Origin of the sequence: Streptococcus sciuri (genome assembly GCF_024814375.1) — a bacterium.
GTDB classification, from domain to species: domain Bacteria; phylum Bacillota; class Bacilli; order Lactobacillales; family Streptococcaceae; genus Streptococcus; species Streptococcus sciuri.
In genome coordinates, this window is the sequence record NZ_JANUXX010000001.1 from 490,859 (window position 1) to 503,444 (window position 12,586).

The 12,586-nt window shown below is 37.2% G+C and carries 9 protein-coding genes; all 9 read right to left on the minus strand.

What is annotated here, in order from left to right:
• Nucleotides 1-48 precede the first annotated feature (48 nt).
• The 9 genes from NXS10_RS02405 to NXS10_RS02445 all read right to left on the minus strand — a co-directional run bounded on the left by NXS10_RS02405 (nucleotide 49) and on the right by NXS10_RS02445 (nucleotide 12,523).
• Nucleotides 49-1,311: an MFS transporter gene (locus NXS10_RS02405; protein ID WP_259137241.1), complete on the minus strand. Its 1,263-nt coding sequence runs from the start codon at nucleotides 1,309-1,311 to the stop codon at nucleotides 49-51.
• Nucleotides 1,312-1,329: 18 nt separating this feature from the next.
• The gene (locus tag NXS10_RS02410) at nucleotides 1,330-2,034 is read right to left on the minus strand and encodes a class III lanthionine synthetase LanKC N-terminal domain-containing protein (RefSeq protein ID WP_259137244.1); all 705 of its coding nucleotides are present in this window, start codon (nucleotides 2,032-2,034) and stop codon (nucleotides 1,330-1,332) included.
• A 988-nt stretch (nucleotides 2,035-3,022) separates the two neighbouring features.
• Nucleotides 3,023-4,435: an ABC transporter ATP-binding protein gene (locus NXS10_RS02415; protein WP_259137246.1), complete on the minus strand. Its 1,413-nt coding sequence runs from the start codon at nucleotides 4,433-4,435 to the stop codon at nucleotides 3,023-3,025.
• Nucleotides 4,390-5,082, minus strand: coding sequence for an energy-coupling factor transporter transmembrane component T (locus NXS10_RS02420; protein ID WP_259137248.1), 693 nt, complete (start codon nucleotides 5,080-5,082; stop codon nucleotides 4,390-4,392). Before NXS10_RS02420 ends, NXS10_RS02415 begins: the two co-directional genes overlap by 46 nt.
• Entirely contained in the window at nucleotides 5,054-5,650 is a 597-nt protein-coding gene (locus NXS10_RS02425; RefSeq protein WP_259137250.1) for an MptD family putative ECF transporter S component, read from the minus strand. Before NXS10_RS02425 ends, NXS10_RS02420 begins: the two co-directional genes overlap by 29 nt.
• A 12-nt stretch (nucleotides 5,651-5,662) precedes the next feature.
• Nucleotides 5,663-7,318, minus strand: a complete 1,656-nt coding sequence (locus NXS10_RS02430) for an amino acid ABC transporter ATP-binding/permease protein (protein ID WP_259137252.1) — start codon at nucleotides 7,316-7,318, stop codon at nucleotides 5,663-5,665.
• Complete coding sequence (locus tag NXS10_RS02435) at nucleotides 7,299-9,086, minus strand: ABC transporter ATP-binding protein/permease (RefSeq protein ID WP_259137254.1); 1,788 nt, start codon at nucleotides 9,084-9,086, stop codon at nucleotides 7,299-7,301. Before NXS10_RS02435 ends, NXS10_RS02430 begins: the two co-directional genes overlap by 20 nt.
• A 127-nt stretch (nucleotides 9,087-9,213) precedes the next feature.
• Nucleotides 9,214-11,907, minus strand: a complete 2,694-nt coding sequence (locus NXS10_RS02440; protein ID WP_259137256.1) for a cation-translocating P-type ATPase — start codon at nucleotides 11,905-11,907, stop codon at nucleotides 9,214-9,216.
• A gap of 232 nt (nucleotides 11,908-12,139) precedes the next feature.
• Entirely contained in the window at nucleotides 12,140-12,523 is a 384-nt protein-coding gene (locus NXS10_RS02445; RefSeq protein ID WP_259137258.1) for a YwiB family protein, read from the minus strand.
• Nucleotides 12,524-12,586 lie beyond the last annotated feature (63 nt).

The following is a 12,586-nucleotide window of genomic DNA, read 5'->3' on the forward strand; positions in this document are numbered from 1 at the left end:
TTTCGTATCGCATGCTTTTATCATGAAAATTTAATTTCTAAGGGGATATTAAAATACACTTTCTTGTACTAAACGATTAACCAAATAAGCGAAACAAATAATGATTATACAGAGTAATAAGAAAAATGATATAGCTAAACCAAATAAATTACTTATAGCTACAATAAGAACCGCTGCTAAAGGAACCGTGAAGGTAACAAGTGTACCATAAATACTAAAGATAGAATTCTGTCTTTCCTTTGGAACTGTTTTTAAAATTAAAGTTGTAATTTTAGGATTAGATATCCCCCCTAGATAACCCATAACAAGGCTTGAAAAAAGTACCATAACTATGTTTGAAATATAACCCAGACTTATAATTAATAAAATAGTAAATACCAATTCTGCCAATATATTGTACTCTAACTTCAAATTCCTATACCATTTGATCGGAAAAAGTGAGCCCACAATACTAGAAGAGACTTCTACAACTTCTACAATAGTCAAAGTTAAAGCTAGATTTCCTATCCGTAAGGAAGAATTGCTCACAAATGCCATAGTCATAAGAGAATACAGGCCTGATGACACAAAATTCATAGCTAAGAATAAAGACACAAACTTAAAAATAACTTTTATTTTAACCAAAGATTTTAAATTTTGAATAGTATCTTTGAAAAATTCTGTTATCTTACCATGAATAGTACCTTTTACTGTTACTGTCTTCGTTTTATACTCCTGATGTGATAAAGAAGATCGTAAAGATAGAGCAAAAATAAAAGATAGAGCAAAAAAAGCAGCATTAACCAGTCCGAATTGAAAATAATTATAGGCTAATAACGTTAGCAAAAATGTGCCTAAAGCTTGCCCAACTAACGAAAGAGAGTCATAAAAACCATTCTGAATACCTAAAGCATAGGATAAATCATCCGATTCAACTAGCCTCTGATTCAAAGATAAAGTTAAATAACCGTTATAAGCTGAAATAATATCACTAACAATATTGATAAAAATAATAAAAATAAATAATACGATATTTTTACCAAACAAAGTAGAAACTGCAAAAATAAGATATAAAATAATCTGACATAATTTTGTTCTCAACAAATAATAGTATTTATTGTAAGTTTTATCCGAAAGATATCCGACAATGAACGAAAACACATAGGGGAGCGAAGATACAATACCAGCTATCCCTACTGCTAACTTCGGATTTGGAAAAGTTGCCGCATAGATAATAAAAACAAGATCAAAAAGTGTTTTTCCAAGCACAGAAAAACTATTTGATAATAGAAGATTTCTAAACAGTGGATTTTTTATAAAAAATTTTATCATATCAAATTCCTATAACATTCAAAACAAAAAGATGGGATTTAACACTATCATCACAACTCCTAATCCTCCAAAAAATAGACCGCTAGTTTTACACCACTTTATCCTCCGCAACGTCTCGCAATAGGGCTTAATAATATCTTTTTCTAACATAGTTTTATACTCAAGATTTTTCGTTAGTTTATATAATTCCAAAGCTATAAATACTAAACCAGCTAATCCATCGATTAAATAAGGGATACCATCGTTCTCAAATAAACCAAAACGATAATAAATAATCGAGTCCTTGAACTGCCTATCAGAAATAATATAGATACCATCCATTCCATACAATTTAGGATATAAATCTTCTATAATGGATTTAAATTGTTTATCTGATTTAGGATAAATTGTAACAAACTTTCCTGCCTGCCCATAAGGGGCATCCCCAGATAACAAATAATATAGCGAATTTATATTATCAATATATTTAAAACTAATCTTATTTTCCAAAAGATAATCTCCGACAACATTAATAATATTTAAATGATTATCAACAGTACAAGAGATATGGATTTTCCATCCTTGTCTCCTCCCTCTTTCAAATATAAAGTATCTAAAAAATTCATCTTTTAGATTTTCACATTGTGGTATCTCAAAAGAGATGAGATTGTTATTCTCATAATAAAACATATTATTACCTCTTTCTAAAATAAAAAGTGAGCCAAAAACAGACCCACTTTTCATTTGTTTGTTGACAATCCTACTCCTCCCTAGGTGGACACTTAGTAGAACGGGCCATTGATGAGTATCTCTTTTTCTTTTTAGGTAATTTTAATAGTATTTCCATGATTAAAGCCTCCAATTTTAATAACAATGTATCCGAATACATCGTTATTATAGCACCATCATTTTTTAGATGTCAATATATTCTGTAAATTTTGATAAGTCTTTATTTTTTAATATAAATATGACTAGTAAAGATATTAATCGTGTTTGTGGTATCATTTATTCAGTAGAAGCTGATTCGATCATTTGCTCCTGTCAATTTTTCTAACTCCAAACACTAGCAGATTTATCCGAATGATGTTTGACTGATGTTTCGTCAAAAATCAAACGTCAGTTATAACACGCCTTTTCAAACCTAGCTTCAAAAAATTATAATGATGATTCCTAAAAAAGAAGCAATGTGATTGACAGCGTTCAACATCTACTACATCGTTGTATCCATGCGCCCAATCACGCATTTTGAACAACTTCTGCTAGGTGTTTAAGATAAAGTTCAGCATACATCGTATAGTTACGATTATCATTTTCCTTATCTATCAACCTTTCATCTCAAAGGATTTTATCAACACTCAAGTGCACTCCTTTCTAGCCACTTTTACAAGAAATAGCTAAAATGCCATTTTCTTTTAATATTGCTATCAATTTTATATCGTCATTTTTAAAATTATATTGGTAAGAATAGCCCCCTAAGGCAAACAAATTACATACTATATATAGCCCACATCATAATTACTCGTTGCTTTGTAGGCTGGAGATGTCCATGTTTTAGTGATAAATAGACCAGCAAAACAAGAAATTCCCTTAGTAATCATATCCTGTACTTGCCAGCAACTTTTAAATACCACTCATCCTTGCAATAATCTTCCATTTGTCATAAAGCACTCTCTCTTTTTAGTTTTTGTAAACATTTCAAAAACCACTCAACAAAAAGAGTGGTTTTAACCTATTATAACCGATATATCCAATCACAAATACTTGCCAGCAACTCCACATCATGGCTGATAATGAGAATAGCTTTGCCCTCTTGTTTGAGCTGAATCACTTGTGTCATAAAGGCTTGAAGTTGTGCTCCGTCTAAGTTACTCGTTGGCTCATCAAAAATAAATATTGGTTTTTCAGACAAAAGGCTAGCAGCAATCATAAGACGTTGTTGCTCACCTCCTGAAAGCTTCTGTGGATGACGTTTAAGCAAATCAACTAAACCTAGATGAGACAGTAAATCAATGGGTATCTCTTTTTTAGCCCCTCCCAAGCGTAACTCCTCTGCTACATTAGCAGTAAAGAGTTGCAAACGCACATCTTGTAGAACTAAACTAACAAGTTTTAATCTCTCTTTTGACTTAGTGACTTTACTTTGCCAAAAAATGCGTCCTTGTTTGGGCTTTATAGTCCCCGCTAGTATCTGTGCTAATGTTGATTTTCCTCGTCCATTAGAACCCACCAAACCTACAATCTCACCACAAGCAACTGACAAATGAGATAAGAGACATTGACTATCTGAAAAAAGAGAAATATTTTCAATACTTAGTCCCGACGAATAATTAGGCGATGTCTCTTGAATTTTATGTTCAAGAAGCGTTTGACAAGTGGATAAATCTAGCTGACGCAAGCCAAGTTGCTTTCTCTTGTCAGATGATAAGGACAGCACTTGACTAGGTAGCCAATCATAGCGCAAATGACCGCTATCAATATAAAGCACACGATCTGCTAAATCTAGCAGATACGCTAGCATGTGCTCTGCAATAAGAAGTGTCTTTCCCCTTTTTTTCAATTGAATGATTTGTGAGCGTAATTGAGTAATACTAGCAGCATCCAAGTGACTGGTTGGCTCGTCCAAGATAATAATGGGGGTATCCTGCATGACTGCCACTGCCATCGCTAAACGTTGCTGTTCACCTCCAGAAAGTGTCAAGCAATCACGTTCAAGTAAATGAGTGAGTTCAAAACAATCAGCTACTTCTGCCAGACGTTTTTGGATAAGAGTAGTCGCTAAACCTTGATTTTCTGCTGGAAAAGCCAACTCATGTTTTACTTTTTGGTGAAAAAACTGACGAATAGGTTCTTGAAAAGTGCTTGCCACCTGATGAGCAAATTCTTTTGATGTTTCTTTTCCAGCCCGACAACGACCTACTCTGATAGTACCAAACAACTGGCTCTCTTCATCTGGTAAAAGTCCACTTAAAAGATGCAAAAAAGTTGATTTACCAGCTCCAGATCGTCCTGTAACTAGCACACATTCGCCTGATGAAATGCTAATATCTGCCACTTGAAAGGCAGGATTTTTTGCTCCTTGATAGGTGAGACTGACATTTTTTAATGAAATTTGAGGACAATCCAAAGACTGCTCATCAGGTAACATAGGCAAAAACTCCAATCTATAACAGAAAAACATTTAGGATAAGCAGAGCTTGGTCTTTTAGAAAGCACCAAACCTTTTGTCATAATAGCAATAGTTAAATCTTCCACTTGTCGTAAGAGCGCAAAAAGCAAAGGAACGATGAGGTAACTGACATAACGGTGGGGATGGCGCAGATAGTCCCAAGAGCTTGTAAAACAACTTCGGAGATGTAAATTGCGATGTAGTTGACGACTCGTTTTCCAAATCATCGGCAAAAAGCGCAGACAAACCGCTAAGGTCAAGAGTAAACTTTCTGGTAAGTACCATTTTCTAAGAGCATGCACTAAATCGTAACTGGTTGTTGTACTAAAAATAAGACCACCAGCCATAAAACTAGGGAGAAGTCGTCTTGTTCCCACCAAAAGAAGAGCCAGACTATCCAATAAAGAGGTATTGCCAAAATCTACATAAGCTATACTTAATAGAAAAAAGAGAAAATAAGCCAATGCTTTCCTCCACTGTCCATAGCTGATTTGTAAAAACAAAAGACTTGTAAAAAGAAGATATTCTAAAATCCCTGTAACATTGTAGAGAAAGAGCAAGTTGCAAAATAGCAGACAAATGATTTTTGTTCTGACATCAAGCGCCATTGTCCACCCTTTCTGCAAAATGTTTAGCAATAAGTCGTTGACCTGACCAACCTCCTACCAAAGCACAGAACACGATAAAACTTGCCAGATAGAGAACATTACCCACAGTGAAATCTACCATAATTTTTTGAACGTAAGCCATATCCTTGCCACGCTCTAAGAGTTTTTGGATATAAGCATCACGCATAAACCACATCAGAAATATAGGACCTAGATTTCCAAAGGAAAAAAGGACGTAAGACAAGAGATTATACCGATGGTTTTTGTAGTTTCCATACTTTGCCAAACTATCTGCTAAAAAACCACAAATCAAACTTGGAAAAAAAGACAAGATGAAGTGTCCAGACAAGAAGAAAAAGACAGCCATAATAGCACCCATAAGAGATACTGCACCAAACTTTTGAACCTTGGCAATCAGAAGCATATAGACGACACCGCACAGTAGCGCTGCAATCGCTGGTGCTTCAGCCATATTTGCTGAATGAAATATTAGAACGGCTAAAAGTGTCCCCAATCCCACACCAATAAAGTAGAGAGCAGACAGGGCACCTGTTAAAATGATATCTTTAATTGTAAGTTGTTTCATAGGAACCTCACTTTAGTGTTTTCTTAAAAGTTGACCTTCCTTCACTTCATAGATGAGATCAGCTGAAGCAACCGTTGAAGAACGGTGGCTGATAAGAAAGACAGTGCCTGTGAAGTAAGTCTTTATAATGTGAATAAAAGCAGCTTCGCTAAGAGCATCCAGATTACTGGTTGGCTCATCAAAGATATAGATTTCTGTTTGTTTAAGCAGAGCACGCATCAGCTCCAAACGCTGGCGTTCTCCAGCTGAAAACTGGCTAGGACTGATGACGGTATCTAATCCAGACTCCGCCTCCTGCAATCGTCTAGTCATGTCGCATTTATCTGCCACTTGCCAAATCGCTTCATCCGTGATGTTTGAATTTGATAAAACCAGATTTTCCCTAATCGTCTGATTGAAAATCTGAGCAGTCTGTGGTACGTAAGCAAAATGCGCTTGTAAGCTCTGCCTATCTAGCTGATTGATTCCAATTCCTGACAATTCAATCTTACCAGACGTCACATCATACCAACGCATGATAAGCTTGACAAGTGTAGATTTCCCAGCTCCAGATGTTCCAACGATACCAATAATAACTGGCTGATCAAAATTGACTGATACTCTGTTCAACACTCGCTGACTGCGATTATCATAAGCAAAGCTAATCTCATGCAAAGCAATGGGAGTGACTTTTTCTTGTAGCACAGAACCTTTTGCAGACGGTTCAATCTCTTCCAAAAGTTCAAAAACACGCTGTCCTGCATTCATGGCACGTTTAAAGCCAAGCGGCAGACGACTAAGCTCCAAAAATGGTGCAAAGGAGGCTGAAAAAGCAGTAATCATAACAACAGCATTTGGCAACTCTATATTCTTGTTTTGCACACTTGTCAGACTGACTATAGTTACCACTAAAATAGATAAGCCAACGACTAAAAACGTCCAAGCTTGTTGCATGAAGTTGGCTTGTGCCACCTCACATTCTAATTTATTGACTCGCTGACTTTCTGTCTGCAAATGCTGAAAAGTGTCTGCTGTTTTTTGGTATTGTGCCAAGTCTGATCCGCCACGCAGACTTTCTAAAAAGTTACTCGTATAGGCCTTTCTGACTTGACTTTGCTCAGCAAGCTTTGGTGTTAATACTTTAGCAAAGAATATCGGTAAAATCACTGCAAGGAAAAAATAGGTGATAACAGCTACCCCAGCATTAACCAATGAATACCGTCCTAAATAAAATATCATGACAAAAGTAGTAATGATGGCTGTACCAATAGGTGCTAAAGTATGAGCGAAGAATACTTCTAACGCTTCTATATCTTCTCCGATTAATTTAATCAATTGACCACTATCGGTTCGATCTAACTTGCTAGGTGCTAAACGACGTAATTTATCAAAAACCATATTTCTAAAATCCGCCAACGTATGAAAAGCCACCCAATGTCCAAAATAATGCTCACCGTAGCGAAAAATCCCACGTAAAAGTGCAAAGAGAAGGAGAACACCCAGACTTATCAATCGTGGGGACTCACCAGCTAACGCTACAAAAGTCAATCTGACCAATAACACAGGAATAGCCACTGTCATGACAAATCCCATGACAGCAAAAGCAATCGCTAAACCAATAGCTGGTAAACGATGTTTCATAACAGACAAAAGTCGCAGAAGTAACTGTTTAGTTGACTTTGTTTTCATGAAAAACTACCCTTTCTAAATTAGCTTGAGTGTCCACCAAATTTCTAAAACTCTCTACCTTCTCGTACAAGGCTTGTGGACTGTCAAAATGCGCACCCGTATTGTCCAAATAAAGCACATAAGGTTCCACCATAACCTGCGCCATCTTATGCGTAATGATGATAACCATAGCTTCTTTTGATATAAGATGAATGAGTTCAGAGATGGCACGCTCGTTATCTCTATCTACACTTGAAGTCATTTCATCAAAAATGTAGAGACTACGTTTTGCTAAAACACCACGCGCACAGAGAATTTGCTGACGTTGTCCATTCGAAAGATTGCGTCCATTTTCACCGACTGGTGTATCTAACCCCTCTGGCAACTCATGAATAAACTGTAAAACACCATGTGTGTCTGCCCATGACAAAACTTCTTCTTTTGTCATAGGTCTTGCCATTACCAGATTATCATAGATAGTTTTGTTAAAGAGATAGCTCTCACTTGATACATAAACCACCTCCTTGGCGATACTTTGTTTATCTAAGCTTGAAATAGAAACCTCACCAAAAAAAATATCGCCACTACTTGCTATCAAACTGCCTGTCAGTAAAGCAGAGAGAGTGGTCTTTCCTTGTCCAGATGCTCCCGCAACTGCTAATACCTGTCCTTTTTCTAAGGTAAAATCAAGTCTTGATAACACTTGCTTATCCCTTGTATAACCAAAAGATACATTTTTTACCTTCAAATCAGAAAAGGAAGATAAAGACCCATTCTTATTTTCTGTGCTCTTTTTGACACCATCCAAAAAACTAAAAATGCGATCTGCCATCTTAGTATTCATCATGACCAAATGCATACCGTAACCCATCTCACGAATGGGTGCAAAAAATTCCGTTGCAATGAGAATAAAGAAAATCATGGTAAAAAGACTGATATGTCCTGCTAGCAACTGCATAACTGCTACAAAACCGGCCAATCCAACACCTAGATACATGACTGCATCCATATAGCCCACAGACTGTAACTGAAAACGCAAAAGAAGCATGGTGGCCTGTCTAAATTCTTCTGCTTGCATAGCGAAATCCTTGGCATATTTGTCATCTGCCTGATAAGTATAGAGAGTGTTAAGACCTGATAGATTATCCATAAAGCGATTGCCCACGTCCATATAAGATCCCCAATAACGATCCATAATATGACGCGAGCGCTTTTGCATCAGTACAATAGAGATAGGAATCAGAGGCAAACAAAGGAGAAAAATGACACCACCCAAAGGATAGAGGAAAGTAATCAAAATCAAAATCGTTGCACAATTGAAATAAGTCCGAAAGGACAAATTAAGGTAATGTCCATAATAAGTATCGAGACTATCAATTCCTTGAGAAGCAACTGTCAATACATCAGCAGCAGTCGCACTATCCTCAAACTGAGCAGCTTTTGTTTGAAAAGCCTCAAAAAACTGCATCTTTAGCTGATTTCTAGCGTACTGAGAGACGATTCCTTGAAACTTTTTGGCTAGGCTTGCCACCAGAAAACCTGTGAGATTAAGTCCTAAAATAATCAGTACAAATAAAGTCCAGTTGAGCTGTTCGAAGCCTCTTTTAAAACCTATCGCTATATAATAGGCGATGAGAGCAAAACTTGCCACTCGCATGAGAAACTGTATCCAAGATAATATCGCCGATCTATAAATCAAGCTCTTCTTGATTGAAACTTGCTCTTTCAACCGTTTTAAGAGCGCTTTTTTGCGTTCACGAGAAATCTTTTTTGGCTGTGAATTTGCCATGATTTCCTCCTTTTATAAAAATGATATTCTTATATTATAACCTTTTCTTTCTAAATTATCTATACAATTCTAATAAAATAGAACCACTATAAAAAAGAAGCTAAATAAACTTAGCTTCTTTCATACATCAAATCGCTTTTTTATCTTGCCCAGATACACGCTGAAAGGCTTTGACCATTTCAACAAGGACAATCATGAGCAGACTTCCAATGATTACAGCTCCCCATTGAGTCAAAGAGAGTTGTGACACATGGAAAAATGCGTTAAACCCTGGAATAGCAATAGTTATCATCAAAAGGACAAAGGCTAAAGGAATCGACCAATTAAAGAGCTTGTTCCTAAAAGGTCCAACTGTCAAGATAGACTGATAAACAGATTTGACATTAAAGGCATGGATAAGCTGAATCAATCCAAGCGTCGCATAAGCCATGGTCAAAGCATCCTCATGAATAGCACGGCTATTACCAGCATGTTCTGGAAAGAGCAATGCCCAACCGTAAACACCAAGTACTAGAAGAGTCTGGAAGATACCTTGATAAATGATAGCTCCCATAACACCTCCTGAAAAGAAATTAGATTTACGACCACGAGGTTTGTGACCCATGACACCAGGTTCAGCTGGTTCTACCCCAAGAGCAATGGCAGGCAGTGTATCGGTCACAAGATTAATCCACAGAAGATGCACTGGCTGAAGTACATCCCAACCAAATAATGTCGCAAAGAAAATTGTAAAGACTTCTGCCATATTAGCTGAGAGAAGGTATTGAATAGATTTTTGAATGTTTGAAAAAACTTTACGTCCTTCCTCAACTGCAACAATAATTGTAGCAAAGTTATCATCAGCAAGAACCATATCAGAAGCACCTTTAGATACTTCTGTACCTGTAATTCCCATGCCAATACCAATATCAGCTGTCTTGAGTGAAGGCGCATCATTAACACCATCACCAGTCATAGCGACAATCTTACCTTCATTTTGCCAAGCTTTTACGATACGCACTTTATGCTCTGGCGACACACGCGCATAGACTGAATATTGTTTGAAAACTTTTTGAAATTCTTCATCAGAAAACTCATTAAGTTCAGCACCAGTAAAGACATGGTCTTGGCCATCATCTTCAATGATACCAAGGCGTTTGGCAATAGCTTGCGCTGTATCTTGGTGATCCCCTGTAATCATGATCGGTCGAATACCTGCTTCTTTTGCCACAGATACAGCTTGAGCAGCTTCTGGTCTCTCAGGATCAATCATACCTACAAGTCCTGCAAAGATAAGATCCGTCTCCACTGTCTCAGAAGAAATATTTTCTGGCAGGTTATCTATAATCTTGTACGCTCCCGCCAAAACACGAAGAGCTTGGTGCGCCATCATAGAGTTATTTTCTGCGATGAGAGATGTGACTTGTGATGTAATAGCTGTTATGTTACCAGCATCATCACGTGTTACACAACGTTTTAAAAGCTGATCTGGGGCACCTTTGACAGCAACCAGATATTGCCCATTTGGCAATTGGTGAATAGTTGACATAAGCTTACGCTCAGAATCAAATGGTACCTCTGCAATCCTAGGATAAGCTTTCAAATAAGCTTCGACATCATAACCTTTATCTAAAGCAAATTGGAAAAAAGCAGTTTCTGTTGGATCTCCGATAAGATTACCTTCTTTATCAATTTTGGTATCATTTGCCAAAATAACAGATTTCAAGAGTGGCAAATCAAGACCTAAAGGAATAGTTGCAGTCGCCTCATGCAAAACACCATCATAAAAGACTTTTTCCACCGTCATCTGGTTCATGGTCAGTGTACCCGTCTTATCCGATGCGATAATCTCTGTTGAGCCAAGCGTCTCAACAGCTGGCAACTTGCGAACAATAGCATTGCGTTTTGCAAGAGTCTTTGTTCCCAATGAAAGAACAACTGTCACGATAGCAGGAAGTCCCTCTGGAATAGCCGCAACTGCAAGAGCAACAGCTGTCATCAGACCAGATAGAGGAGCTTCGCCACGTAAAAAGACACCAACAACAAAAGTAATAATGGCAATGACGATAATCACATAAGTGAGAACTTTTGAGAGCTGGTTGAGACTTTGTTTAAGAGGGGTATCTGTCTCATCAGCACTTGCTAGCATACCAGCAATATGCCCAACCTCAGTATACATACCCGTATTGGTAACGACCCCAACTCCTCGTCCGTAGGTAACATTTGAGTTTTGATAGACCATATTGAGACGATCACCGATTCCAGCATCTAAAGCAACATCTGCGTCCGCATCTTTCTCAACAGGAACAGACTCACCAGTCAAAGCAGCTTCTTCAATTTTTAGTGAAGAAGCCTCTAAAAGGCGTATATCAGCTGGTACAACGTCTCCAGCCTCTAATAATACAATATCACCTAGTACTAAATCTTTAGAATCAACCTCTACCACATGACCATCACGACGCACACGAGCTAAGGGGCTAGACATGTTTTTGAGTGCCTCAACAGCTGCTTCTGCTTGTCCTTCTTGATAAACACCAAAAGCAGCATTTAAAATAACAACCATCAAAATAATAACTGCATCTGTTATCCCCTCACCACCTGAGGTAATGATAGATAAAACAGCTGCCACTAGTAAGATGATAATCATTAAATCTTTAAACTGATCTAAAAATTTTGCTACAATAGAGCGTTTTTCTCCCTCTTCAAGCTCATTACGCCCATATAGTTGAAGACGTGATTGGACTTCTGCTGAAGTAAGACCCTCTTTGTTTGCATCGACACTCTTCAATACATCTTCTTGGCTTTTAGCATAAAAGTTTGCTTTATTTTGTTTTTTTGACAAAAATTCATTCCTCCATTGATATTTTCCACAGGGCTACAAAAAAGAGACCTGTTTTCTAAAAAACAAGTCTCGCTGTTTAAGACATAGCCGGAAATTTCTTTCGTAATGACGACTATGCCACGGTATCTAGCCAACCCATATCCCAGAACCGTCTGCTACTCCCTTGATATGGTTTCTATTATAGCAAAATTTCGTACAACAAACAAGAACACAGATTCTTCTTTTTTTAAATCTAAACCCAAGAAATAACTAACCGATACGAAGCAAATTTGGTACCACTTTCTTGTGTGAGTGTATAATGAATAGCAAGTGTCTGTTTTGTCACATCCAAATGATAATACTTTGTTTTTGTAGTCAAGTGCTGAACCCCCATAGGTGTCGGAATCATGCCAACAGCCATCTCCTTATGATGAAAACGCATGACAGATTTAGGTGTTGAGAAGCGTGTCATTATCATCATCTCATGATTATATTTCATAACAACTTTTTCATTTTCCTCATTGTGATAAACCAGATAATAAAAACCACCCTTTTGGATAACATCACAGGTATGCACTTCACGAATAAGCTCTGTCTGATCACCAAGGTTAATTTCATTATTCAGTGTTAATTGCATATGTTCACTATCCCTTCTATTTTCTCAATTGTAACAATTTCTGAAGAAAGTTGCAATTTTTGA

Coding starts and splice junctions, on each gene's coding strand:
- NXS10_RS02430 (WP_259137252.1), bottom strand. CDS start 7,318: ATGAAAACAAAGTCAACTAAACAGTTACTTCTGCGACTTTTGTCTGTT.
- NXS10_RS02415 (WP_259137246.1), bottom strand. CDS start 4,435: ATGTTACCTGATGAGCAGTCTTTGGATTGTCCTCAAATTTCATTAAAA.
- NXS10_RS02445 (WP_259137258.1), bottom strand. CDS start 12,523: ATGCAATTAACACTGAATAATGAAATTAACCTTGGTGATCAGACAGAG.
- NXS10_RS02405 (WP_259137241.1), bottom strand. CDS start 1,311: ATGATAAAATTTTTTATAAAAAATCCACTGTTTAGAAATCTTCTATTA.
- NXS10_RS02425 (WP_259137250.1), bottom strand. CDS start 5,650: ATGAAACAACTTACAATTAAAGATATCATTTTAACAGGTGCCCTGTCT.
- NXS10_RS02410 (WP_259137244.1), bottom strand. CDS start 2,034: ATGAAAAGTGGGTCTGTTTTTGGCTCACTTTTTATTTTAGAAAGAGGT.
- NXS10_RS02435 (WP_259137254.1), bottom strand. CDS start 9,086: ATGGCAAATTCACAGCCAAAAAAGATTTCTCGTGAACGCAAAAAAGCG.